The 24210-nt window shown below is 61.6% G+C and carries 29 protein-coding genes and 3 pseudogenes; 22 read left to right on the forward strand and 10 right to left on the reverse strand.

The window, feature by feature from the left end:
- Nucleotides 1-169 precede the first annotated feature (169 nt).
- From G5575_RS22305 to G5575_RS14150, 4 genes and pseudogenes are all read left to right on the forward strand, one after another.
- Nucleotides 170-1765 (forward strand): annotated as a pseudogene (locus G5575_RS22305) (cytochrome ubiquinol oxidase subunit I).
- Nucleotides 1762-2907, forward strand: coding sequence for a cytochrome d ubiquinol oxidase subunit II (gene cydB, locus G5575_RS14140; RefSeq protein ID WP_164534890.1), 1146 nt, complete (start codon nt 1762-1764; stop codon nt 2905-2907). The pseudogene G5575_RS22305 and the gene cydB overlap by 4 nt, the downstream one beginning before the upstream one ends.
- Nucleotides 2908-2917: 10 nt before the next feature.
- A complete protein-coding gene (gene cydX / locus G5575_RS14145; protein ID WP_164534891.1) occupies nt 2918-3052 on the forward strand; it encodes a cytochrome bd-I oxidase subunit CydX in 135 nt (44 codons plus the stop codon).
- A 253-nt stretch (nt 3053-3305) separates the two neighbouring features.
- On the forward strand, nt 3306-3452 hold the full coding sequence (locus G5575_RS14150; RefSeq protein ID WP_164534892.1) for a DUF1127 domain-containing protein: 147 nt from the start codon (nt 3306-3308) through the stop codon (nt 3450-3452).
- 69 nt (nt 3453-3521) lie between these two features.
- Here G5575_RS14150 and ybaK read toward each other — a convergent pair whose 3' ends face one another.
- Entirely contained in the window at nt 3522-3995 is a 474-nt protein-coding gene (gene ybaK / locus G5575_RS14155; protein ID WP_164534893.1) for a Cys-tRNA(Pro) deacylase, read from the reverse strand.
- Nucleotides 3996-4032: 37 nt separating this feature from the next.
- On the reverse strand, nt 4033-4236 hold the full coding sequence (locus tag G5575_RS14160; protein ID WP_207633159.1) for a hypothetical protein: 204 nt from the start codon (nt 4234-4236) through the stop codon (nt 4033-4035).
- 113 nt (nt 4237-4349) lie between these two features.
- Between G5575_RS14160 and G5575_RS14165 the strand changes: the two genes are divergently transcribed.
- Nucleotides 4350-5258, forward strand: coding sequence for a LysR substrate-binding domain-containing protein (locus G5575_RS14165; protein ID WP_164534895.1), 909 nt, complete (start codon nt 4350-4352; stop codon nt 5256-5258).
- 59 nt (nt 5259-5317) lie between these two features.
- Here the strand turns inward: G5575_RS14165 and G5575_RS14170 are convergent, their stop codons facing one another.
- The 3 genes from G5575_RS14170 to G5575_RS21210 form a co-directional block, all read right to left on the reverse strand.
- A complete protein-coding gene (locus tag G5575_RS14170; protein WP_164534896.1) occupies nt 5318-6004 on the reverse strand; it encodes an outer membrane protein in 687 nt (228 codons plus the stop codon).
- 85 nt (nt 6005-6089) lie between these two features.
- Nucleotides 6090-7049 (reverse strand): DUF3422 domain-containing protein, encoded by a 960-nt coding sequence (locus G5575_RS14175; protein ID WP_164534897.1) that lies wholly within the window; start codon nt 7047-7049, stop codon nt 6090-6092.
- The gene (locus tag G5575_RS21210) at nt 6995-7345 is read right to left on the reverse strand and encodes a DUF3422 family protein (RefSeq protein WP_164534898.1); all 351 of its coding nucleotides are present in this window, start codon (nt 7343-7345) and stop codon (nt 6995-6997) included. The genes G5575_RS14175 and G5575_RS21210 overlap by 55 nt, the downstream gene beginning before the upstream one ends.
- Nucleotides 7346-7524: 179 nt before the next feature.
- On the opposite strand from G5575_RS21210, the gene G5575_RS14185 reads away from it, so the two are divergent.
- From G5575_RS14185 to G5575_RS14200, 4 genes are all read left to right on the forward strand, one after another.
- Entirely contained in the window at nt 7525-7854 is a 330-nt protein-coding gene (locus G5575_RS14185) for an SH3 domain-containing protein (protein ID WP_164534899.1), read from the forward strand.
- 71 nt (nt 7855-7925) lie between these two features.
- On the forward strand, nt 7926-8930 hold the full coding sequence (locus tag G5575_RS14190; RefSeq protein ID WP_164534900.1) for an asparaginase: 1005 nt from the start codon (nt 7926-7928) through the stop codon (nt 8928-8930).
- Nucleotides 8931-8983: 53 nt separating this feature from the next.
- Nucleotides 8984-10459 carry a helicase HerA-like domain-containing protein gene (locus G5575_RS14195; protein ID WP_164534901.1) on the forward strand — a complete coding sequence of 492 codons (1476 nt, stop codon included), beginning with the start codon at nt 8984-8986 and terminating at the stop codon, nt 10457-10459.
- 73 nt (nt 10460-10532) lie between these two features.
- Nucleotides 10533-11000 carry a hypothetical protein gene (locus tag G5575_RS14200; RefSeq protein ID WP_164534902.1) on the forward strand — a complete coding sequence of 156 codons (468 nt, stop codon included), beginning with the start codon at nt 10533-10535 and terminating at the stop codon, nt 10998-11000.
- Between the two features lie 172 nt (nt 11001-11172).
- Here the strand turns inward: G5575_RS14200 and G5575_RS14205 are convergent, their stop codons facing one another.
- The 3 genes from G5575_RS14205 to G5575_RS14215 form a co-directional block, all read right to left on the reverse strand.
- Nucleotides 11173-11721, reverse strand: coding sequence for a response regulator (locus G5575_RS14205; RefSeq protein ID WP_164534903.1), 549 nt, complete (start codon nt 11719-11721; stop codon nt 11173-11175).
- 154 nt (nt 11722-11875) lie between these two features.
- Nucleotides 11876-12478, reverse strand: a complete 603-nt coding sequence (locus tag G5575_RS14210) for a superoxide dismutase (protein ID WP_164534904.1) — start codon at nt 12476-12478, stop codon at nt 11876-11878.
- 69 nt (nt 12479-12547) lie between these two features.
- On the reverse strand, nt 12548-14629 hold the full coding sequence (locus G5575_RS14215; RefSeq protein WP_164534905.1) for a S9 family peptidase: 2082 nt from the start codon (nt 14627-14629) through the stop codon (nt 12548-12550).
- A gap of 178 nt (nt 14630-14807) precedes the next feature.
- Here G5575_RS14215 and G5575_RS22310 point away from each other — a divergent pair.
- The 13 genes and pseudogenes from G5575_RS22310 to G5575_RS14280 all read left to right on the forward strand — a co-directional run bounded on the left by G5575_RS22310 (nt 14808) and on the right by G5575_RS14280 (nt 23350).
- Nucleotides 14808-17208, forward strand: a pseudogene (locus G5575_RS22310) (putative monovalent cation/H+ antiporter subunit A).
- Nucleotides 17205-17633 carry an MnhB domain-containing protein gene (locus tag G5575_RS14225; protein ID WP_164534906.1) on the forward strand — a complete coding sequence of 143 codons (429 nt, stop codon included), beginning with the start codon at nt 17205-17207 and terminating at the stop codon, nt 17631-17633. The pseudogene G5575_RS22310 and the gene G5575_RS14225 overlap by 4 nt, the downstream one beginning before the upstream one ends.
- The gene (locus G5575_RS14230) at nt 17633-18010 is read left to right on the forward strand and encodes a Na+/H+ antiporter subunit C (RefSeq protein WP_164534907.1); all 378 of its coding nucleotides are present in this window, start codon (nt 17633-17635) and stop codon (nt 18008-18010) included. The genes G5575_RS14225 and G5575_RS14230 overlap by 1 nt, the downstream gene beginning before the upstream one ends.
- A gap of 3 nt (nt 18011-18013) precedes the next feature.
- Entirely contained in the window at nt 18014-18238 is a 225-nt protein-coding gene (locus G5575_RS14235) for a hypothetical protein (RefSeq protein ID WP_164534908.1), read from the forward strand.
- Nucleotides 18239-18399: 161 nt separating this feature from the next.
- Nucleotides 18400-19580: pseudogene (locus G5575_RS20590) on the forward strand (proton-conducting transporter transmembrane domain-containing protein).
- A 4-nt stretch (nt 19581-19584) separates the two neighbouring features.
- Nucleotides 19585-20064 (forward strand): Na+/H+ antiporter subunit E, encoded by a 480-nt coding sequence (locus G5575_RS14250; protein WP_164534911.1) that lies wholly within the window; start codon nt 19585-19587, stop codon nt 20062-20064.
- A complete protein-coding gene (locus G5575_RS14255; RefSeq protein ID WP_164534912.1) occupies nt 20061-20363 on the forward strand; it encodes a monovalent cation/H+ antiporter complex subunit F in 303 nt (100 codons plus the stop codon). The genes G5575_RS14250 and G5575_RS14255 overlap by 4 nt, the downstream gene beginning before the upstream one ends.
- Entirely contained in the window at nt 20363-20719 is a 357-nt protein-coding gene (gene mnhG / locus G5575_RS14260; protein WP_164534913.1) for a monovalent cation/H(+) antiporter subunit G, read from the forward strand. The genes G5575_RS14255 and mnhG overlap by 1 nt, the downstream gene beginning before the upstream one ends.
- A 122-nt stretch (nt 20720-20841) precedes the next feature.
- A complete protein-coding gene (locus G5575_RS14265; protein WP_164534914.1) occupies nt 20842-21264 on the forward strand; it encodes a MucR family transcriptional regulator in 423 nt (140 codons plus the stop codon).
- Nucleotides 21265-21403: 139 nt separating this feature from the next.
- The gene (locus tag G5575_RS14270) at nt 21404-21757 is read left to right on the forward strand and encodes a helix-turn-helix domain-containing protein (protein ID WP_164534915.1); all 354 of its coding nucleotides are present in this window, start codon (nt 21404-21406) and stop codon (nt 21755-21757) included.
- Nucleotides 21754-22260 (forward strand): DUF6456 domain-containing protein, encoded by a 507-nt coding sequence (locus G5575_RS14275; protein ID WP_164534916.1) that lies wholly within the window; start codon nt 21754-21756, stop codon nt 22258-22260. Before G5575_RS14270 ends, G5575_RS14275 begins: the two co-directional genes overlap by 4 nt.
- Before the next feature lie 62 nt (nt 22261-22322).
- A complete protein-coding gene (locus G5575_RS21215) occupies nt 22323-22454 on the forward strand; it encodes a hypothetical protein (protein ID WP_268904437.1) in 132 nt (43 codons plus the stop codon).
- Nucleotides 22451-23350, forward strand: coding sequence for an acyltransferase family protein (locus G5575_RS14280; protein ID WP_164534917.1), 900 nt, complete (start codon nt 22451-22453; stop codon nt 23348-23350). The genes G5575_RS21215 and G5575_RS14280 overlap by 4 nt, the downstream gene beginning before the upstream one ends.
- Here the strand turns inward: G5575_RS14280 and G5575_RS14285 are convergent.
- Entirely contained in the window at nt 23347-23772 is a 426-nt protein-coding gene (locus G5575_RS14285; RefSeq protein ID WP_164534918.1) for a SufE family protein, read from the reverse strand. The genes G5575_RS14280 and G5575_RS14285 overlap by 4 nt on opposite strands.
- Before the next feature lie 110 nt (nt 23773-23882).
- Entirely contained in the window at nt 23883-24176 is a 294-nt protein-coding gene (locus G5575_RS14290) for a hypothetical protein (protein ID WP_164534919.1), read from the reverse strand.
- Nucleotides 24177-24210 lie beyond the last annotated feature (34 nt).

Here is a 24210-nt window from a genome sequence, read left to right on the forward strand (position 1 = left end):
TCGATGTTTGGCCTCGGGCGGTCACGGGCGCTCCATTCAACTAACGCTTACCCTAGTCGGGTTAGGATGGACCCGCCTTGATCTGGATCAAGGTACGCTCCACCCGAGGAGCGTAGGGAAGGGCTATTGGCAGCCCCGATTCCGGCCGCCGCAACCATGGGGCATCCTAATGCCGATCGACAGTCTCGTTGTCGACCTTTCGCGATGGCAGTTTGCTGCCACCGCCATGTATCACTTCATCTTCGTACCGCTGACTCTGGGCCTTTCCTTCATGATGGCCATCATGGAAAGCGTCTATGTGATGACCGGGCGCTCGGTGTGGCGCAAGGCGACCCTGTTCTGGGGCACGCTCTTCGGCATCAACTTCGCCATGGGCGTTGCCACCGGCATCGTCATGGAATTCCAGTTCGGCATGAACTGGAGCTATTACAGCCACTATGTCGGCGACGTCTTCGGTGCGCCTCTCGCTATCGAAGGGCTGATGGCTTTCTTCCTTGAAGCCACCTTTGTGGGTCTGTTCTTTTTCGGCTGGGACCGTCTGAGCAAAATCGGTCACTTGGTCGTCACCTGGCTCGTCGCGATCGGCGCAAACTTTTCCGCGCTCTGGATCCTGATCGCCAATGGCTGGATGCAGAACCCGGTCGGCGCCCGGTTCAATCCCGACACAATGCGCATGGAGATCACCGACTTCATCGCGGTGATCTTCAACCCCGTCGCGCAGGCCAAATTCGTCCATACCGTTAGCGCTGGCTATCTCTGCGGCGCCGTTTTCGTGCTGGCCATCTCGGCGCTCTATCTCGCCAAGGGCAAGCATATTGAACTCGCCAAGCGCTCGATGGTCGTGGCGGCCAGCTTCGGTCTGGCCTCTGCCCTGTCGGTCGTCGTCCTCGGCGACGAGAGCGGCTATGTCGCGACCGAACATCAGAAGATGAAGGTTGCGGCCATAGAAGCCAGCTTCCACACCGAACCGGCACCAGCCCCTGGACGGTGCTGGCCATCCCCGGCGCAGATGGCACGCCGATCTGGCAATTGCAGGTCCCGTGGCTGGGTGGTCTGATCACCACGCGCTCGCTTACCGAAGAACTCGACGGCATCAACGAGCTGGTCGCCCGCGCTGACGAGCGCATCCGCTCGGGGCTCGTTGCCTACCAAGCGCTCGAAGAGATCCGTGCCAAGGGCGATGCTGAAGCGCGCGCTGTGTTCGAGGAGACTTGGCCCGACCTTGGCTACGCGCTCCTGCTCAAGCGCTACCGCGCTGATGTCGAGAACGCCACGGATGCGGAGATTGCCCAGGCTGCCGCCGATACGGTGCCCCAGCGTTTGGCCGCTGTTCTGGACCTTTCGCATCATGATGGGCCTGGGCTTCTTCTTCATCGCCTTCTTCGGGGTCTGGTTCTACCGTGCCTCGCGCGGCTGGATCGAGACAAACCGCCAGTTCCTCTGGTTCAGCGTCTTCACCCTGCCGCTGCCCTGGATCGCCATCGAGTCGGGCTGGTTCATCGCCGAGTTCGGCCGCCAGCCCTGGGTCGTGGAAGGCGTCTTGCCCACTTTCTACGCCGCGTCGGGCCTCACCGTGCTCGACCTCGTCCTGTCCCTGAGCTTCTTTGTGCTGCTCTACACGGCCCTGCTCATTGTCATGGTTTTCCTGATGATCCGCACCGTCAAGGCAGGTCCCAAGGACAAGTTCCTGGCGGCTGACGATGAAGACGATTTCGTTATCGCAGCCCTGCCGAAAAACCCCGTCACCCAGGAGCTCGGATCGTGAGCAGCATTCCCCTCGATTACCAAACCCTGCGGCTGATCTGGTGGCTGCTGCTTGGCGTGCTCCTGATAGGCTTTGCCATTATGGGCGGGCGCGATCTGGGCGTTGGTGCGCTTCTGCCCTTCGCGGCCCGCACCGACGATGAGCGGCGTATTCTGCTCAATCTCGTGGGACCGACCTGGGAAGGCAACCAGGTCTGGCTGATCCTGGGCGGCGGCGCCATCTTTGCAGCCTTCCCGCCACTCTATGCGGTGAGCTTTTCGGGCTTTTACCTCGCCATGCTGGTGATCCTCCTGGCGCTGATCCTGCGGCCTGTCGGCTTCAAGTTCCGCGGCAAGGTCGAAGACCTGCGCTGGCGCGCCGTCTGGGACTGGAGCCTCTTTGTCGGCGGTGTCGTTCCGTCGCTGATCATGGGCGTGGCCGTCGGCAATGTTCTCCTTGGCGCACCCTTCCACCTCGATGACACCATGCGCATCTTCTACACCGGCAACTTCTTGGGCCTCCTGATGCCCTTTGCGCTTCTGGCCGGGCTGGTCAGCGTCGGCATGATCGTGGTGCAGGGCGCTTCGGTGATTGCCGGCCGGACCGAAGGGGCCATGGCGGAGCGGGCACGAACCTATGGCGTTCTTGCCGCGCTCGTCACCGCTGCCTTGTTTGCGCTTGCCGGCTTCTGGCTTGGATTCCTTCCTGGTCACGTCGTCACCAGCGTCATTGACCCCAATAGCCCGATCAACCCTCTATCCAAGACCGTTGAACTGGTCACTGGCGGCTGGCTCAACAATTACCGGCTTTATCCCTGGATGCTCTCGGCACCTATCATTGCCTTTGCCGGCCTCGCCGTGGCGGCCATCGCGCTCCGCGGCCGAGCCCGAACTCTCGCTCTGCTCGGGTCGAGCACGGCAATCTTTGGCATCATCTCGACGGCGGGTTTGTCGCTCTTCCCGTTCTTCCTTCCTTCGGCCACGCAGCCCAATTCCGGCCTTACGCTGTGGGACGCCTCGTCGAGCCATCTCACGCTCTTCATCATGCTGCTGATGACCTTGCTATTCCTGCCCATCATCATTCTCTACACCGGCTTCGTGTTCCGGGTGATGCGCGGCACAGTGTCGACAGACAGCCTCAGCAAGAACCCCAACGCCTATTAGGAGATCTAAGATGTGGTATTTTTCCTGGATCCTTGGCCTTGGCCTCGCCTGTGCCTTCGGCATCCTCAACGCCATGTGGTTCGAGCTGCGCGAAGATCGCCGGGTCGCGCGAGAAGAGGGCGAGAAGGTCCGCGCAGACGCATAGCTCCTGACCAAATGGTCAAAAATTTAAATGCCCGCATGTCCGGCTGGACATGCGGGCATTTTGTTTTTGAAACAACACCTTACCGCATTAACCTTTGCTAAGGCTTCCTTAAAGCTCCAGCGAAAGATGAACCCTTCATGAACCCAAATGCCTATTTCGTTTGCATCGACTGCATAACGGATGTGCAGCAAGGCCAACTACTAATCACGACCCCGCCGATCTACATAGAGGTCACCAACGAAGGGGAACCGAAATGAACATCACCAAGAAGCTTGCAGATTTCGCCCGTTACCAGCGCACTATGCGTGAGCTCAATTCGCTCGACAGCCGTCAGCTGAACGATCTGGGCATCACCAAGGGCGACATCAAGAACATCGCTCGCGGCACCTACGCAGCCTAAGTTCTAAACATCGCTAAGTGTCCGATGAAGGCGTCCACCAGGGCGCCTTTTATCGTTTGGGGCGGGTAATTATCGAACGACGTCTGCCGTGACGCAATTTAAGGCCGAGACAAGATCGTCCGGCTTGATCCGGATCTGAAGGCCCCGCTGCCCACCATTAAGATAGACTTCGTCATAAAGCGTCGCCAGCTCGTCCAGCACTGTCGGCACGAGCTTGCGCTGGCCGAGCGGGGAAATGCCACCGACCTTAAAGCCCGTCAGGCGCTCGGCATCGGCAGGCTTCATCATCTGCGCTGACTTGCCGCCCAAAGCTGCGGCGAGCTTTTTCATGTTCACCTCCTCATCGGAAGGAACGATCGCGCAAATCGGCTTCCCATCGAGCTCTGCCATCAACGTCTTGAACACTTCCGAAGCAGAAACCCCCATTGCCTCGGCCGCCTGCAAACCCACGCGTTCCGCATTGGGGTCGTACGCATAGGTGGCGAGGCTGAAGGCGATCCCGGCCTTGGTCAGGGCGAGAGTTGCGGGCGTGGTCTTGGACATGACGCTGTTTTAGGCCAAGCCCGATAAACCTCAAGCGCTAGCGTTCAAGATCGAAGCGCCGCGCCCAGCGCGGGTCATCGGCAGGGTTCTCGTAATCATCGGCGCCTATATCCCGCCGCAGATGGTGGGGGAGGCGGAGCAGGTTGAGCTTGCGGCGGCGCTCCGATCCCTCATGGTCTCCCAAGGCAGGAAGGGGCAGTAGCAGTGCTAGAAAACTGGGCAAGGTGAACATGGCATTCATTCACTGGCCTTATGGTCAGTGCTCCAATCTGGTTGACTTGGACCAAATCATGCGCCTGACTGCCTGCGCATTCCAACCAAACGTCAACGGGGGTGCATAAGGAGGGTTTATGCATGACGCTACCGCCCCTGGCCGCTATCCGGGCCTTCGAGGCCGTTGCCCGTCATCTGAGCTTCACCCGCGCCGCCGAAGAACTCGGCATGACGCAGGCAGCGGTCAGCTATCAGATCCGCCTGCTTGAAGAGCGCGTCGGTACGCCTCTTTTCCTGCGCAAGCCGCGGCAGGTGGAACTGACCGCGGCAGGTTTGCGTCTGGCCCCCGAGGTTGCCCAAGCCTTCGAGCTTCTACGGAGCGGTTTCGCCCGATCGCGCGGCCAGGTCGATGGCATGCTTGCACTGAGCAGCGTTCCGACCTTTGCCAGCCAGTGGCTGGCACCCAATATCGGGCTGTTCCAGCTTGCCCATCCCGATATTGCAGTGCGGGTCGAAAGCTCGGGCCATCTTGTCGACTTCGCTGCCGAGGAGTTTGACGCCGTCATCCGCGCCACCAACCACGAGGTCGAGGGTCTGGTCTATCATCGGCTGCTCGACGCCGAGTTCGCGCCGATGATCAGCCCCAAGCTCATGGAAGAATACCAGATCCGCGAGCCCCGTGACCTGCTGCGGGTGCCGCAGATCACGCCGGACGATCCCTGGTTCATCAAGTGGCTCGAACTCAGCGGCATCGAGCCGCCAAAATTCGACGACCGGCCGTTCAGCCGCCTCGAGTCGCAATATATGGAGGCCGCGGCCGTGGCGGCGGGACGGGGATTTGCCATGATGACGCCGGCCTTCTACCCCGAAGAGATGGCATCAGGCCGCCTCGTGCAGCCCTTTGAAACCGTAGGCTGGAACGGCCACGCCTATTACCTGGTCTACCCCGAGACACGTCGCAATCAGCCCAAGATCAGGGCGTTCCGAGACTGGATCGTCGACGCAACGGCCCCGCTCCGGCAATCGCAGCGGGGGATCGCGGTAAAGTAGCGGTTGGACGAATATTGACGATAGCGCGGGGCAGTGCCGAGGCACTGCCCGTTTCCCGATCAGAAGTGGAAGTTGACGCCGACCTTGGCGACATGGGTGCCGATGGTCAGATCGTCCGGCGAACCCGCGAGAGTGCCGGCGGGCGCCTGGGTAGTGCCGAAGTCGGTATAGGCATATTCGGCTTTGACGCTGATGGCGTCGGTAACGGCATATTCTGCGCCTGCGCCGATGGTCCAGCCATAGACAGTGGTCTCATAGCGACCGGTCGTGCCGGCAGGGGTTGGAGTGGTCGAAGCGTTAATGCCGCCAGCAGCAAGGCCCAAGGTCCCGAACACCAGGAGGCGGTCGAGCGCTACGCCGCCGCGGACCTTGGCGCTGCCGGTCCAGTCGAGACGGCCATTGCACTGGAAGCCCGGTGCGCCTTCACAAGCGTCGCTGCCCTCGATGCCGCTCCAGGCAATATCGCCTTCAACACCGAGCACGAACATGTCGAACTGCGCGTTGGCACCGACGGTCGCGCCGAGCAGGCCGCCGCGTGTATCGACCGGGCTGACGGCACCGGTAGCGGCGATGAAGCTTTCAGGGCGACCACCGCCATAGCCGGCAAAAACGCCTGCGTAGAAACCGCTCCAATCGAAGCCGGCGACGGCAATGGGTTCGACAGGAGTGTCGATGATCAGATCGGCAGCGTGGGCAGCCGGCATGACGAAGGAGAGAGCAAGCAGAGAGGCGGCAACGCGCTTCATGAAATTCACCGGAGCCTGAAATATGGTGAACAACAAATGCACGATTATGGTTAATACAGTATTGAGAATAGTTTAGCTGCTGTCGCTATTTGATCTCATGCGCTTTCCGCACCGAGCGGGCCATCAGCCAGACGATGAGCACAACAAAGGGCGCCGCAATCGACAGCGCCATGGTCTTGTCCCAGTGCAAATGCGTCAGAGGCCCTGCCAGGAGATAGCTGACGATACCGAGAAGGTAGTAGCTGATGGCGATGGTAGAGAGGCCTTCGACGGTGCGCTGCAAAAGGAACTGGCTGCGCGCCGTGCGGGCGATGTTGTCCAGCAGCGTGGCGTTCTGGACCTGCATATCGACGCCGATACGCACGTTCAAGAGGCCGATGGCGCGCTCGATCTTGCTCGAAAGGACGGCAAGTCGCTGCTCGATCGCGGCGCAAGTTGCTAGCCCGGGATCGACCCGGTTGCCGATGTAGTGGGTCAACGTCGAACCCCTGTTTGTGCCGGTTTCGCGCAGGCCGGCGAGGCGGGTGTGGAGCACTTCGCCATAGGCGCGGCCGGCGGCAAAGCGATAGCCGAGCCGCTCGGAAACCTGGCCCGAGCGAACCGAGAGGCGATGGAGCGCGTCGAGCACGACCTGCGCGCCCTTGGGCGTCGTGGCCTCGGAGAGATCGCCGATTACCTGCGACAGCTCGGTTTCCATTTCGCGCAGGTCCTGCGAGGCTGCACGGGCAAGCGGAAGGCCAAGTAGGGCCATGTTGCGGTAGGCCTCAACTTCGAGCAGCCGCCGCAACAATATCGAGCGGCGGAGGGTTGTTAGCCCACCTGCCGCAAACTCGAAGCGGGTGAAGCGATCCCGATCCGGCGTGAAGTCCGTCACAACCTGACCTTTGCCATTGTCCACATCGGACAAGCAAAGGCTTGGGAGGTTGAAGGCCGGCAGGAGGCGCTCGGGGACGGTTTGATCGGCGATAACGTCGATGCGCATGGCGCCGATCAGCATGCCCTCGCCAATGGCATCGAGCCCGATATCGTCCGGCCAGCTTTCCATGTCATCGGGGCGGCGCGCCAGGTGATGGTCACGAACTCGGTGTGGAACTCCCACGTAACTTCATGATTTCGCGTACTAAAACTATATTGCCGGCTGCCGGATTGGGGTAGGGCGATGCCGTCGGCGCTGCGAAATGCAGCGAACCGTCCGAAGGCGCGGTGCATGGCGCCGGGTTCGCCCGGCATGACCAGCACCAGCCGCCGTACGCGGCAGGCCTCCGGGACAATTTCTACAGGCCTGGCATGGACTTCGTCCATGATGGCCTGGCGATTGGGGTGGTCGGGTGGAATGTTCATGGGTCTAAAAAGCGCCGCGTCGTGGCGTCTTGCAATGAGACATTCGACCACGCGTGCTTTTTTCTGCACGAGGTCCTGGACCCCTTTGATGAACGCAAGCTGAACCCACCCATCAGAGTGGGTTCAAAGGCCCGTGTGTAGGCGTAGAGCAAGCTCAACGTAGTCAGGGTATTTTTGAAATGAACAAGGCCCAGGAAAAAGTTCTCGTCGCCACGCTTTGTGGCTTGATCATCACCGCCGCCGCCGGCTTTGCCGTGCAGCCCGCCATGGCTGCCGGCTATTCGGTCGAAACGCTGGCCAAGGTCACCGGCGTCGCGCGCTGGGACAAGCTCAATGTCCGCAAATGGCCGGCCAGCTATTCGCGCAAGGTCGGCAGCTTCGCGCCCGGCGTCCATGTCTGGGTCGAGCGCTGCATCGAGGTCGAGAATAGCGCCGATTGGTGCCTGGTCGATCGCAATGGGACAAGCGGCTGGGTCAATTCCCGCTACCTGACCCAGGTCGAGGACTGAGCTCAACGCCGCCATGTTGACTTTCCGGTCCGCTCCTTGTTCGTGAAGGTAAGACCCACCGGAGATCGCCCATGGACGCCAACCCGATTCTTGCCGAGGCCGTGCGCGGCAACTGGGTTGAAAACCGTCATCGCGGGGCATTCATTATCGTCGACGACCAGGGCACGGTGATCGCCTCGAACGGTGACGTCGAGCGACCCGTCTTTCCACGGTCTGCAATCAAGTCGATGCAGGCGCTGGCGATCTTTGACCGGCACGCGACCGACAAGTTCCACCATACCACCCAGGAGCTGGCCCTCGCCTGCGCCTCCCACCATGGCGAGGACGAGCATGTGGGTAATGTCGCCCATTTTCTTGAGCGCATGGGGCTCTCGGCCGCCGATCTCGAATGCGGCGCCCATATGCCGACCAATGCCAAGGCGCGAGACGCTTTGCGCGCCAAGGGCGCCGAACCGAGTGCGTTGCACAACAATTGCTCGGGCAAGCATTCCGGCATGCTAAGCGTCGCCCTCGCCATGGGCGTGCCGACGGCGGGGTATGTTGCGCGCGAGCACGAGGTGCAGCAGGCGGTTCGGGCCGCGGTCGAATATGTGATCGGCGAAGACCTGACCGAAGATCGCTGCGGCACCGATGGCTGCTCCATCCCTACTTTTGCGGCGCCGCTGCGCAGCTGGGCCCTCGGCTTTGCCCGCATGACGACGGGCAGGGGGCTCGATGCCGGCCATGCTGCCGGTGCCCAGGCGCTGTTCGATGCCGCGACCAGCCATCCCCACCTCGTTGCTGGCACCGGTCACCTCGACACTCTGGTGATGGAGGCCTTTGGCGGTCGGCTGATGCAGAAGGGCGGAGCCGAGGGCGTCCAGTGCGGCTCGATCCGCGACAAGGGCTGGGGCTATGCGCTCAAATGCGACGATGGCAACATGGCCGCAAGTCACGCCATGATTGCAGCACTCTTGCTCAAATATGCTGACCCAACGTCAGCTCAGCGCAACGTGTTGGAGCAGTTCGCGTCACAACCAACCAGGAATGTCCGCGGCGCGATCGTGGGTGAGTTGCGGGCGACCGACGCGTTCTAGCCGCGGCGCCTGCCTGCGGCTATAAACGGGCTCGATTTGCGCAAAGGTGCCTTATGCTCGTGGACGACAAAATCTTTCTTGGCGCGAGTGAACGGCCGGAATACCTGCACCTCAAATATGCCAATCGCCATGGCCTCATCACCGGCGCCACCGGCACCGGTAAAACCGTCACCTTACAAACACTTGCAGAGGGCTTCTCGGCGGCCGGCGTCCCGGTTTTTGCCGCCGATATCAAGGGCGACCTTTCAGGCATGTCCAAGCTTGGCCAAGCCCAGGAGTGGCAGACCAAGCGCGCCGAAGACATCGGCTTCACCGACTACGCCAGCGACGTCTTCCCCACCATGTTCTGGGATCTGTTCGGCGAGCAGGGCCACCCGGTGCGCGCCACGATCTCGGAAATGGGCCCGGTTCTGCTCAGCCGTATTCTCGACCTCAACGACACTCAGGAAGGCGTGCTGAACATCGCCTTCCGCGTTGCCGACGATGATGGTCTTTTGCTGCTGGATTTGAAGGACTTACGCGCGCTGCTGGTCCATATTCAGGAACGCGGCAAGGAGATTTCGAGCCGCTACGGCAATGTCGCGGCCGCCTCCATTGGCGCTATCCAGCGTCAGCTGCTGATCCTCGAACAGCAGGGCGCCAACAACTTCTTCGGCGAACGCGCGCTCGAGATCGCCGACCTGATGCGCACCGACACCGATGGCCGTGGTTTCGTTTCGGTTTTGGCAGCAGACCAGCTGATGCAGTCGCCGCGGCTTTATTCAACCTTCCTCCTGTGGCTCTTGTCCGAGCTGTTCGAAGAGCTTCCGGAAGTGGGCGATATCGAAAAACCCAAGCTGGTCTTCTTCTTCGACGAAGCGCACCTCCTCTTCGACGACGCGCCCAAGGCGCTGATCGACAAGGTGGAGCAGGTGGTCAAACTCATCCGCTCAAAGGGCGTCGGCGTTTATTTCGTCACGCAGAACCCCGTCGATATCCCGGAAAGTGTTCTGGCCCAGCTGTCCAATCGCATCCAGCATGCGCTGCGCGCCCATACGCCGCGCGAGCAGAAGGCGGTGCGTGTCGCGGCCGAAACCTTCCGTCCCAACCCGGCCTTTTCGACCGAAGAAGCGATTACGCAACTTGGCGTCGGCGAAGCGCTGGTTTCGGTGCTGGAGGAAAAGGGCGTGCCATCGATCGTCGGCCGCACGCTGATCCGCCCGCCATCGGCTCAGGTCGGGCCCATCAGCCGGGCGGAGCGCGATGCGACCATGGCCAATTCTCCGGTCGGCGGTCTTTACGACACGGTCATCGATCGCGAGTCGGCATACGAGATCCTGGAGCGCCGGGCGCGCGACAAGCAGTTGGCGACCGAGCGGACGCAGGGTGAAGTCGAAGCCGCGCGGGCGGAGCGCGCAGCCGCGCCGCGCCGCTCGACAAGGCAAACGCCCGTGGAGGCTGCGGTCAATTCCTTTGCCCGCTCGGTGGCGAACACCTTGGGCCGTGAAATCATGCGTGGCATCCTTGGCGGCCTGCGAGGAAAACGCTGATGGCTGCGCCAGCCGGACCCGTGGTCGCCGTCTTCGCCTCGGATCGGGGCCCGGGGACCCCGAGCGCGCCAGCATGATGAGCGAATTCGGCATGATCTTCACCCGCAGGGGCGCCAGGATCGTGTGCCTTGCCGAAGATGGCATACTGCCCGTGCCCTTGATTACGGCAGCGCGCGCCGCCGGTGGCTCGGTGCAGATCATCGCCGATGCCAGTATCGTGCTGCCGCCGGCGCTGTCCGGAGTGCCGATGAGCGTTGTGCCGGATCGCGCAGAACGCCTTGCAAGTCTTGCGGCTGAGGCGTCGGTCTTCGTCGGACTGCCGGGGTCGCTTGCATCGGTGAGGGCGCTCTTTGATGCCTGGTCAAGCAGCGGGGGAAAACCCGTCGTGCTGCTCAACCGGCACAAGGCCTTCGAGGTTTTGCGCGGCTTTGCCACCGATGTGGTTGCCGCCTCGGTGCCTCACTATGATCGCAAAATCCAGTTCGCTGAAACCGTCGAGGATCTCTGGAACAAGGTCGCGGCGGTCGACCAGCGACGATAAAGATGCCTATAAGACTTCATGGTGAGCTTGTCGAACCACGAGGTCGGGCTCAGCAGTTCCTGCCACGACCTCGTCCTTCGACAAGCTCAGGATGAGGTCTACTGTGCGCAGCAGGATGAGGTCTCCAACTTAGCAACAAGACGAGGTCCACGCCGGCGTGTGCGAAGCCGGATTAGACCAGCGGTTCCATTTCGGGACGCGCGCGACGATCGGGGAAAAGCTGCACCACATTGTCGGTGACGCGGCGGTTCGGATGCGGCTGCGGCGCGCGCATGCTGATCCTGTTGCGCCGGTCGGGGCCCCTATAGCCTGAACCGGGAACGCCCACAATCGGGCGCTTCAAGAGCCGAGCCTGGATGCGCTGCAACAGGTGACGCGGCGACATTGGCTTGACCACCACCTCGTCGATGCTGGCACTGATGGTTTGTTGGCGCATGGGCGGGGTGATGGCGCGCGTGAGGGCGATCACCGGCAGTTCGCGCGACACCATGCTGGGATCGAGGCGGATGGCTTCCACCAGTTCATAGGCCGGGCGGCCATCGCGGTCGAAATCGACGACCAGCATGTCGAGCGGCACGATGCGCATATAGGCAAAGAGCTCTGCCTCGCTGTCGAAGGGGCGCACGCGCAGGCGCGAGTCTCCCGCCAGGACCATGGTGAGCACCGCATTGAGCGCTGGATTGGCGGCCAAAATAGCAATGGTCTTGCCCGCTGCAGTCACGCTCGATTCCCCTCTTGGTAAATGCTTCGTTAACACGACCGAACGAGGGATTGAATCAGTTTGTTCCAATAGGGTGAAGAGGCTGGGGGAAAACAGAAAACCCGCCGCGGTGAGCGGCGGGTTCGAACGAAGCAGAATTGCTCCAGATCAGAGCTTAGGCAGTGGCCTTGGAGTACATCTCTTCGACATGTTCCCAGTTCACGAGGTTATCGAACCAGGCTTCGAGGTACTTCGGACGCGCATTGCGGTAGTCGATGTAATAGGAGTGCTCCCAGACGTCGACGCCCAGGATCGGGTGGGCACCATTGACCAGCGGCGACTCGCCGTTTGGGGTCTTGGAAATTTCGAGCTTGCCGTCCTTTACCGCGATCCAGGCCCAGCCGGACCCGAACTGGGTGGTGCCGGCAGCGATGAAATCGGTGCGCAGCTTGTCGAAGCCGCCGAGATCGCTATCGACCGCAGCCTGCAGCTTGCCTGGAAGCGACTTGCCGCCGCCATTGGGCTTCATCCACTGCCAGAAATGGATGTGGTTGTAGTGCTGGCCGGCATTGTTGAAGAGGCCCTGGTTCTTGCCATAGCTCTCCTTGACGATCTCTTCGAGGCTCTTGCCTTCAAGGCCCGAGTCCTTGAGCAGGTTGTTGCCGTTGGTCACATAGGCCTGGTGATGCTTGTCGTGGTGAAACTCGAGCGTTTCCTTGGACATGTACGGGCCCAGAGCATCGTAGGCATAGGGCAGGGGCGGCAGTTCAAAGGTCATGGTGAGCTCCTTGGCTTGAGAAGGTATTTATAGGCGTCAGGGGTTTGGGCAACAATGTCGCCGGGAGAACTAAGCGTCCAATCCGGCGGACTTTATTGCAAAGGCATAGCACTCGGCGGTTTCCTTGAGGCGATCGAAGCGTCCCGAGGCGCCGCCGTGACCGGCCCCCATATTGGTCTTGAGGTAAAGCGGCGCATCCCCGGTTTTGGTTGCACGCAACTTGGCTACCCACTTGGCCGGCTCCCAATAGGTGACGCGCGGATCGGTGAGGCCCGCCAGGGCAAAGATCGGCGGATAATCTTGTTCGCTCACCGCTTCATAGGGAGCATAGGCGGCGATGCGTTGGTAGTCATCGGCCGACGTTATTGGATTGCCCCATTCGGGCCATTCCGGCGGCGTCAGCGGCAGGGTGTCGTCGAGCATGGTGTTGAGCACGTCGACAAACGGGACCTGTGCGATGATGCCACCCCATAGATCGGGCCGCAGATTGGCGATGGCGCCCATCAGCATGCCGCCGGCCGATCCACCCTGGGCAATGATCTTGCCTTTGGCGGTATAGCCTTCGGCGATCAGCATTTCGGCTGCCGCGATGAAGTCGGTAAAAGTGTTGGTCTTGTGCCCGCGCCGGCCCTGGCGATACCAGCGATAGCCCTTTTCCATGCCGCCGCGAATATGGGCAATGGCATAAACGAAGCCGCGATCGACCAGCGACAAGACGGAGACCGAAAAGGACGCAGGCATCGACATGCCATAGGCGCCATAGCCATAGAGCAAAGCGGGGTGGCTGCCGTCGAGTTCGAGACCCTTGCGGTAGAGCAAGGTCACCGGCACCTGCTCGCCATCCGCAGCGGTGGCAAAAAGGCGCCGTGTTTCGTAATGCTCGGGATCATGACCGGATGGCACTTCCTGGGTCTTGAGCAGGGTGCGCTCACCGGTCTCGAGATCGACATCCCAGATTTGGTTTGGCGTCGTCGGCGAGGAATAGCTGAGGCGGAACACCGACGTATCGAACTCGTAGCCGGTCGACATGCCCAACGAATAGGCCTCTTCCTCAAAGCGCACGGTCTCTTCCTTGCCAGTGCGCAAGTCGCGGGCGACGATGCGCGGCAGGCCGTCTTCGCGTTCGAGGCGGAGGAGGTGGTTTTTGAGAAGGGCAATGTCGAGGATCAGCACGCTCTCGCGATGGGGGACGAGATCGGTCCAATTCTCGGCCCCGGCATTGTCGGCCGAAACGGTGACGATCTTGTAGTCCTCGGCACCATCGGCATTGGTGCGGATGTAAAGAACGCCGTTCCGTTCATCGACATCGTATTCGCGATCGGCGACGCGCGGCGCGACAAGGCGCGGTTCGCCGCCGGTCGCGGCATCGATCAGCCATACTTCGGAGGTCTGGTGATCGTGCGCGTCGATGACGATGAAGCGGTCCGAGAGGGTCTTGCCGACGCCGACAAAGAAGCCGGGGTCCTTTTCCTCGTAGATGATCGGATCGGCGTCTTTGGCCGTGCCGAGGTCGTGGCGGCGGATGCGATAGGGGCGGTGGTTGTCGTCGTATTCGGTGTAGTAGATGGAGCGGCTGTCATTGCTCCAGACATAGGAGCCGGCGGTTTCGGCGATGACGTCGTCGCGGTCGGCGCCGGTGGCAAGGTCGCGCAGGACAATGTCGTAATATTCCGAGCCGGCGCGATCGGCGGCCCAGGCCAGGATCTGGTGCGACGGGTCGTGGGAGGCGCCCGCAAAGCCGAAATAGCCCTCGCCGGCTTCGACGTTGCAATCGAGTAGAACCTGTTCCGGCCCGCCATCGCGCGGGGTGCGCACGACCTGTGGGTACTGCTTGCCCTCGAGCATGCGCGAATTATAGGCGAAGGGTCCGTCGGGAGAGGGGACGCCGCTATCGTCTTCCTTGATGCGGCCGCGAATCTCGCGATAGATCTTGTCCTGGAGTACGGCGGTGGGCTTGCCGAACTCGGCCTCGTAAAAGGTGTTTTCGGCTTCAAGATAGGCGCGGATTTCGGCGTCCAGCGTCTCGGGCTTTTGCATCACCTCCTGCCAATTAGGGGCCCGCAGCCACGCATATGGGTCCTCGACGCGCCGGCCGTGATGGGTATGGGCGTGATCGATGCGCTTGGCGACGGGTGGCTTGGCCTGGGTCATGTGGGCTCCGAAAACTGGGTCCGACCGACATAGGCGCCAGTGACGCGCTTTGCCAGCCCCGGAAACGGTTGAAAACATCTCGATTGCTTCGCGCGATGATCTTAAGCGATTGCCCAAAAAGGGTTGTTGGGTAAGGTCACCGCGCTCGTGAGTGAATCTTCAAGGGAGTGGGGACAGGGTGGACGCGCCTTTCGACGCCGGCATTGCTCTTGTCGCCGTGGTCCCATTCGTGGCCGCGCTGCTGGCGCCATTGCTGCATCACGTCACCGGGCGCTTCAGCGGCTGGATCCTGGCGCTGCTACCAGCGGCGATCTTTGTTTTCCTGCTCAGCTTCGTCGAGCGCGTAGTCGGCGGCGAAGGCATCAGCGTCAGCTTCGCCTGGATACCGGCTTACGATCTGAATTTGAGCTTTTATCTCGATGGCCTGAGTCTCGTTTTTGCGCTGACCATCTCGGGGATCGGCGCGCTCATCATCCTCTACTCCGGCGCCTATCTTCGTGGGCATCCGCATCAGGGGCGGTTCTTTGCCTTCATGCTCGGCTTTATGGGAGCGATGCTGGGGCTGGTGCTGGCCGATAGCTTGCTTGCCCTGTTCCTGTTCTGGGAGCTGACATCGGTTACCTCTTTCCTCTTGATCGGCTTCGATCATGGGCGGCAGGCGGCGCGGCGCGGCGCGATCCAGGCGCTGGTGATCACAAATATCGGCGGCATGGCGCTGCTTGCCGGTGCCATCATCGTCAGCCAGGTCGCGGGCACGTGGGAGATCAGCGCGCTGCGGGAGACCGGCGACCTGATGCGGCAGAGCGGGTTCTATGGTCTCGTCCTCTTCTGCTTTATTGGCGCGGCCTTCACCAAGTCGGCGCAGTTTCCGCTCCATTTCTGGTTGCCCAATGCCATGGAGGCGCCGACGCCGGTGTCGGCCTTTCTTCATTCGGCGACCATGGTTCAGGGGGCGTTTATCTTCTGGCACGCATGTCGCCGGTGCTGGGCGGTACGCAGGTGTGGACCACTATTCTCGTGGTGTTCGGTGGCCTGACGCTGATCTGGGGCGGGCTTGGCGCGCTGCGGCAAACCGACCTCAAGCAGATACTTGCGCAAACGACGATCGCTTCGCTCGGGCTGCTCGTGCTGCTGATCGGGCTCAACAGCGAAGCGGCTATTGCCGCCATGATCGTCTATTTCGTGGCCCATGCCTTCTATAAGGCAGGCCTCTTCATGGTGGCCGGTGCCGTCGATCATGGGACGGGGACGCGCGACATCACCGTTTTACGCGGCCTGGCCGACAAGATGCCGGTGACCTTTATCGCCGCTGCCCTGGCGGCCCTCTCCATGATCGGCCTGCCGCTGACGATCGGCTATTTCGCCAAGGAAGAAATGTATCTCGGCCTTCTCAGCGGCGACCCGACGCAGATCGCAACGCTGATTGTCCTTGTGGTCGGCAATGCCTTGCTGGCCGGCGTCGCCATCCTGATCATGATCCGCCCCTTCCTTGGCGAGGCCGTGCCGACGCCGCGCGAGCCGCACGAAGCGCCGATCGCCATGCTGGTCGGTCCGCTCCTCTTGGGCGGGCTTGCCATCGTTGCCGGCCTGTCGCCCGAGTGGCTCGGTCACAACGTCATCGGGCCGGCAGCGCTGGCTGTCGTGGGACGGCCTGTCGAGGCCCACCTCACCCTGGCGCTCGATTTTACCAGCCTCGTCTTGTGGCTGTCCGTGCTGACATGGCTCTTCGGCATTGCCGTTTATCGTCAGGCCGATGGCGCCAGAACGGTGCTACGGCGCATCGACCATGCGGTGCGTTGGAATGCCGACACGGTGTTCGATGCGGCCATGTTCGGTCTTATCCGTTTTTCCGGAGCGGTGACCCGCTTCCTCCATCATGGCCGGCTCGAGCTCTATCTCGTCGTCGTCTTTGCCGCCCTGGCGCTTGCCCTCTTCGGACCGCTTCTGGCCTGGAGTGGCTTTGGCTGGATGGTGCCGGCATCCGATCTTGGCAGCTGGTGGAGCCGCTTCAATGTGACGTCGCTGACCTTTTATGAATGGGGCGTGGTGCTGCTCGCTGTGATCGGGCTCGTTGTCGTCGTGATATCGCCAACGCGGCTGACCGCAATCCTGTCGCTGGGCGTACAGGGAACGGCCCTGGCGCTGATCTTCCTGCTGTTCGGCGCGCCCGACCTCGCCTTCACCCAGTTCATGGTAGAGGTTCTGTCGGTGGCGGTTTTGGCTTTCGTCATGGCCCGGCTCAATCTCGACCGGCATGATGCCCGGCCCTTGGAGGATTGGCTGCGCGATGGCGCGTTGGCTCTGCCTGCGGCATCGGCGTTTCGCTGCTGCTGATGCAAGTGTTAAGCGGTACGCTCGATACACGCCTGTCAGATCTCTTCACAGCCACCAGCGTGCCGATCGCGCATGGCCACAACATCGTCAACGTTATCCTCGTCGACTATCGCGGCTTCGATACTCTGGGCGAAATCTCGGTGGTCATGGGCGCCGGCATCGCCATCATTGCCCTCATGCGCGTGCGCAAGCGTGTGGTGACCAAGAAGCCGCGCGCCGCACGCACGCGAAAGGCGGCGACATGAACACGCTGATCTTCCGCACCATTTCGCCGCTGCTCGTTTCGATCATGCTGGTCTTCTCATTCTACATTTGCCTCCGCGGTCATAACGAACCCGGTGGCGGCTTTATCGGCGGGCTGATCGCCGCGGCCGCGATCCAGGTCCTCGGCCTGTCCCTAGGCGTTCCCGAAACCCGCAAAGCCTTGCGCTTCGATCCCCTGGCCGCTGCAGGTTGCGGAGTGCTGCTGGCCGCGGTCTCGGGTCTGCTCAGCGCCTTTACCGGCTCTCCATTCATGACCAGCATCTGGGCTTATCTCCCAATCGGCGACACGGTGGTGCCGCTATCGACACCGCTGGTCTTCGACCTGGGCGTCTATCTCACCGTCTTTGGTGCGCTCACTGCCATCGGTCTGGCCCTGGCTAGCGAATTTGACGAAGAGGACCTTTGATGGACTACATCATGGCCATGCTGGTCGGTCTCTTCGCCACGGTCGGCATCTATCTGCTGCTGTCGCGCTCGGTGATCCGCATGCTGATCGGCATGACGATCCTCGGCAATGGCGTGAACCTTCTCATCTTCACTGCCGGGCGGCTGATGCGCGAAGTGGCGCCGATCGTCCCGCCGGGTCTCGAAACGCCCGAAGGTCCGATCGCCAATCCGCTGCCGCAGGCCCTGATCCTGACTGCGATCGTCATCGGCTTCTCGATGTTCAGCTTTCTTCTTGTGCTGGCCTTTCGCGCCTATCGCAGCCTCGATGCCGACGATACCGACACGATGCGGCTGGCCGAGCCCAAGCGCTCGCCGCAACCGCCGCTGAGCTACTGACCCATGGAAACTCACGCGAACGTGCCTCAAGCGATGATCGAGGGGGCGACACGCCTTGCAGACTGGGTTCTGGTCCTGCCCGTCGTGCTCTGCCTGATCGGCGCTGCGGCCGTGCTGGCGCTGCGCCGCACCCGCGTCCTGACCCTGGTCGTGACGTTGATGACGGTGCTTGCAGTCATCGCCTGCGAGATAGCCTTGCTTGTGCGCGTCGCGGGGAAGGTCCGCTGAGCATGACCATGGGCAGGTGGCTGCCGCCCTTCGGCATCAGCCTCACGGCTGATCTCTTCAGCGCCGCCTTTGCCCTCGCTGCCTCCGCCGTCAGCCTGATCGTCCTGCTCTATGCAGAGATCGACGGGGGCAGGGACAGCAAGCGGGATGATTTCCATGCCATGGTCCTGCTGCTTCTCGCGGGCGTGACTGGCGCCTTCCTCACCGGCGACCTCTTCAACCTTTATGTCTGGTTCGAGGTGATGCTGATCGCGTCGTTTGGGCTGATCGTGCAAGGCACAAAGCCCATCCAGCTCGACGGTGCCGTCAAATACGGCTTCCTCAATTTCCTCGCGACCACCTTCTTCCTGATGGCTTTGGGCCTGCTTTATGGGCTGCTCGGTACGCTCAACATGGCCGACATCATGCGGGTGGCGCCACTTGCCGATCCGGGCGCAATGGCCGGTGTCGCGGCGCTTCTGCTTCTCGCCTTCGGCATGAAGGCGGCAGCCTTTCCGGTCAATGCCTGGCTGCCTGCGTCCTACCACACGCCTTCGGCCGCGGTGTCTGCCCTTTTGCCGGCCTCCTCACCAAGGTCGGTGCCTATGCCATGCTGCGCGCGCTCGTCGCCATACTGCCGGGCAGCCGCGATCTGTTGGAACCGGCCATTGCGCTGATCGCCATCGCAACGCTGCTGACCGCGCCGCTCGGAGCGATTGCCGAAACCAACCTTCGCCGCGCCATCGGCTTTGTCGTCATCGGCGGCATTGGCGCAGTCGTGGCAGGCCTTGCTTTGCCCACGGCAGACGGCATCGCCGGATCGGGGCTTTATATCTTCCACGCGATCCTGACTATGACCGGCCTCTACCTCATTGCCGGACTGGTCGAGCGAACGACCGGCGCCAGCGATACACGGCAGATGGGCGGCATCTATGCGGCGAGCGCGCCGCTTTCCATTCTGTTCCTGGTCCTCATTTTGGCGGCCGCCGGCGTGCCGCCATTCTTGGGCTTCTGGCCCAAGCTTTTGCTGCTGCAAGCCAGCCTCGCCGATGGCGTAACGGGATCGGAGCCAAGCTGGATCGGCTTGGGGCTGACGCTGGCGCTCCTGGTCAATGCCGTCCTCACCCTCATTGCCGGCACGCGTCTTTGGGCACATGTTTTCTGGCGCAACCCTCCGGTGGATTTTCCGGTCCGTGTCGGCACGCAGCGCGAGCGACTTGGGCTCGCTGCCGCCGGCGTCCTGGTTGCTGCCGTGGCGATCGCGGGGCTTTGGCCATCGCCCTTGATGGAAGGCGCGAGCAGGGGGCGGCAGATATTCTTGATCCGTCGCGCTATGTCGACGCGACCGGGCTTGCCGAGGTGACCCCATGAGCACCAGCCTCCTCGTCGTGGTCCTGGCGCTAATCTGGGCCGCCGTCACCGGCAGCTTTTCAGGGCTCAATCTTCTTTTCGGCGGCCTTGTCGGCGCCGTGGTCGTGTCCCTGCTCCGCAACTCCCTGGTGCGCAGAAATGGGCTCAGGCGATGGCGCCGGATCGGATCGCTGGCGCTCCTCTTCGTCTACGAGCTGTTCCTCAGCGCTTTCAAAGTGGCGCTTCTGACCATCAAGCCCAATCTTAGATCGGCCTTGCGCCCCGCCATCATCGCTGTGCCGCTGACGGTCAAATCGGATGGCGAAATTACTTTGTTGGCGAACCTGATCACTCTCACGCCGGGCACCCTCAGCGTCGATGTGTCGGCCGATCGTTCGCAGCTTTATGTCCATGCGTTGACGCATGAAGACCGCGAGGCTGTGATCACGGGGATCGTCAGCGGTGTCGAGCAAAAGGTCCGGGAGGTGTTTGAATGAGCCCCGCGCTGTTCATGGATTGGGCGACAACGATCGCGCTTGCGCTTCTGGCAGCGGCCTTAATCGTGTCGGTCATCCGCATCGTACTCGGGCCAAGTCTCCCCGATCGCGTCCTCGCCCTCGATCTTCTGACCATTGTCGCCATGGGCTTTGTTGGCACCATCGCCGTCAGGACCGGTCTCTGGCTCTACCTCGATATCGCCTTGGCGCTGGCCCTCTTGGGCTTTCTCGCCACCGTTGCGCTCGCTCGCTACATCATGCTGCGCAATGACGCCGCAACCGACGGGAAGAGGCGCTGATGCTCTACGATGTTGTCGTCTATGGAAGCGGCGTGCTTTTGTTGGCTGGAGCCCTGTTCACGCTGCTCGCGGCCATCGGGGTGCTGCGTTTTCCCGATCTTTATACCCGCATGCACGCAGCATCGAAGGCCGGGGTGGTAGGCGGCGGGCTGATTCTGTTTGTCATAGCTCTTATGTCGCAGGACGCCGCTGTTGCAATTCGCGCCATCATTGGCATTATTTTTCTTCTACTGACGACACCTGTCGCAGCACATCTTCTGGCGAAAGCCAGTCTTGCTGCAGGATACAAGCCTTGGGAAAAAACTGTGGCTGACGAGACAATTACAATTGTCGCTAAACAGTCCGTTGCTGAATAACGACTAATACTTTTCGTCGACACGGGCAATTTTGGTTGCATGGCCTGCAGAACAGGCCTAGTTACCAGGCAACGCGGCTCCTCCCCAATGGCCGCCAATAAATAAGAACTGGAAGGTTGGATATGAACGACGACACCGGCGCGTTCGTGGCTGCTGATACGGACCTGATCGGTCTCAGCACCGATATTGTTTCGGCTTATGTGAGCCATAATTCTGTTAGCCCAGGCGATCTTACCAAGTTGATCGCCGAGGTTCACGGTGCATTGCGCGCGCTGCAGACAAATGAGGCGCCCGTTCAGGTTGAAGAACTCAAGCCTGCCGTGCCCGTCAAGAAGTCTATCGCTTCGGACTACATCATCTGCCTGGAAGACGGGAAGAAGTTCAAGTCGCTGAAGCGCCATCTGCGCACCCATTACAACCTGTCTCCCGAAGAATATCGGGAGAAGTGGGGCCTTCCGGCTGATTATCCGATGGTTGCTCCCAGCTATTCGGCGACTCGCTCCAAGCTTGCCAAGGACAACGGGCTCGGTCGCAAGGCCGAATAGGCCGAGAGGCACAAGCGTCCACAAAGGCCGTCCTTCGGGGCGGCCTTCTTTAGCGCGGAAAGCTGTTCAACTTATCCCCGCACCCATGGCCAAGGTCGAAGGTATAGGAATATAGTCCTATATCGACGAGGCCAGTGCCATGATGCCTACCCCATATTCCGACTCCGATCCGCTCCCGTCAGGCGCAGACGCTTCGGACCAGCGCAAGATCGAGCGGGTGATCGAACTGGTGGCGCGGGAATATGATGTTTCCAAACTGCTGATACTACATCATTCGCGATGCCGCGCCAGTGCTGCGCGGGCGCGGCAGGTGGCGATGTATTTATCGCATGTGGTGCTCGGTCAGAGCCTCGTGGATGTGGGTCGCGCCTTTGGGCGGGATAGGACTACAGTCTCCCACGCCTGTGGCTTGATCGAGGATCAGCGCGACGATCTCGAGTTCGACGCCCGGCTCGATCGTTTCGAGGCCATCCTCAATGGGGGCCAGGCATGACCACATCCCTGGGTGAAATCGCGCCTGATGCCGTTCTGCGTCTGGCGGCAGCGAGCAAGGATGGCGCGTTTCTTGGTCCGCACCATGTCGAGGCGGCGCGGATGCTGACGCGGCTGTTCGAACGATCGCGGCTGCGCCAACGCGTCACCATGTCCTATGATCCCACAAGGCTTGGCGACAAGGGCGGGGCGCCGCAGCAGGGCATGCTCGCCGATAGCGCTGCAGACGCTCGCAAGCGGCTCAATATGTTGGCGCGAGCCCTGCCGCCGGATTGCTGGACGGTGTTGACCGACATCTGCGCCTTCGACAAGGGCCTCCAGCAGGTGGAAACCGAGCGCGGCTGGCCGCGGCGCGGGGCGAAACTGGTGCTCCGGATTGGGCTCGATCAGCTGTGCATCAGCTTTGGCCTTTCCGCGGAGGCTGAGGGCGCTGACCGGCATCGGGTGGAAGGCTGGCTGGAGGAGCGTTTACCCATGTTCCAGGATGCGCCGTTAACGATGTAACGTTTGTTCATGTTTGCGGGTTTTGGGACGTGATAAAACGCCTCGAACATTGTTGCGGCCCCATGAACAAAAAGCTCCACACCATTCAGTACCTGCGTGCCATTGCGGCGCTGATGGTGCTTGCCTCCCATGCGCTGCTCTACCCCTGGCAGAGCAGACGCTGCTTTATGGGCGTCTGGGCTGGTTGGGCGTGATCCTCTTTTTCGTGGTTTCGGGCTTCATCATGGTGGCGGTGACCGGGGACGGGCGCTTCGACGCCGGCAAGTTCATGCGCCGCCGCATCCTGCGCGTCGTGCCACTTTATTGGGCCGCGACAGCCGTGGCGGCGCTGGCGGCTTTGCTGCTGCCGAGTGTGTTCAAGACCACGGTATTCGATGGTGAACAGCTGATCCTGTCGCTGTTCTTTATTCCCTTCTACAACCCGGCCTCGCACGGCTTTCACCCGCTTTATAAGCTCGGATGGACGCTAAACTACGAGATGTTCTTCTACATCTGCTTTGCCGCACTGGCGTTTCTGGGCGCCACCAGCAGGGTCTGGGTGCTGACCATTGCTTATGTTGCGCTGGCGATTATCGGCATGGTGTTCCGTCCGACCGATGCGATCCCGGCCTTCTATACGAGCTTCATGCCGCTCGCCTTCGTGGCCGGGGCATGGCTGGGCCTTGCCTATATCCGCGGTTGGCTGAGCGTGCTGCGGGTCGAGGTCCTGTTCCTGCTCGGGCTGGTCGGGGTCTTTGGGCTGTTCGAGGGCTTTTATTGGGACCGCGGCCTGGTCGAGGATCAGAGCGCCTTTGTGGGGCTGCTGTCTTTTGCCGCGTCGACGGTCGCCCTGCTGGTGGCGAGGGAGCGGCAGGTTCCGTATCTGCCGACGCTCGAGCGGCTGGGCGATGCGTCTTATTCGATCTACCTGGTCCACATGTTTTCAGTGGCGGCGATTGCCGGCGTTCTGCTGCGCATGATGGGCACCGACGATCCGGTGCTGATCTTTGCCGCGGAGCTTGCCGCGATCTTTGGCGGTGTCTTTGTCGGCTACCTAATCTATCGGGCGATCGAAAAGCCGCTGATCGGCAGGCTCCGCCGCTACGCCTAGGCGAGCGCCTTGGCTTCGTTGCGGATGCGATTGACCATGGCGACGAGGCCATTGGATCGCTGCGTCGTCAGATGCTCGCGCAGGCCCAGTTCGTCGAAGAGTCTAATGGCGTCGGTTTCGGCGATGTCGCGGGCCGTGCGGTCCGAGTAAAGCGCCAACAGTACGGCGACGAGCCCCTGGACGATCATCGCGTCGCTCTCGCCGCGGAACCGCAGTCCGGCTTCGCCGTCGACCTGTTCCGGCTCGGCCACCAGCCAGACCTGCGACATGCAGCCATTGACCTTGTTGCCGGCATTGCGCTCGGCGTCGTCGAGCCGCGGCAAAGCCTGCCCCAGTTCGATCAGATAGCGGTAGCGATCTTCCCAATCATCGAGGAAGGAAAGGTTCTCGGCGATGTCCTGAAAGGCTTGCGGCTGGGTCATATTCTCTATCTAGGCCACGTATCGCGCCTTTGCCAGTGGCCAAAGAAAATGCCGCAAGCACGGGGCACTGTGCTTGCGGCAGACGCCCGGAGGCGAAGTTCGATTAGGTGTCAGACCGGGCGGTCCGGCCGGGGCCGGGGCAACGGAATGGCAGGCTTGGCCGGGGTCGTGTGCATGGGATCGCCGGCCTGCTGAGTGTTCTGGAGGGCTGCCACGGCAAGAGCCTTGCCACCGTGGCAGACGAGTTCGGTACAGTCGATTGCAGAGATCTGCTCGGAGATGAAGGCGCCGCCTTGCGACAACGCCTCGTTGGATAGGCTTTCCGCGGTATCGCGAACATCCATTTCGGGCCGGATAAGCACGAAGGCCAAGATCAGCCAGAACGCGGAGCGCAGCAGGAACATCGGCTTCATCCCATCGCGACGGGCCTATTCCCGT

This window comes from Devosia aurantiaca (genome assembly GCF_011058215.1).
Lineage (GTDB): Bacteria > Pseudomonadota > Alphaproteobacteria > Rhizobiales > Devosiaceae > Devosia > Devosia aurantiaca.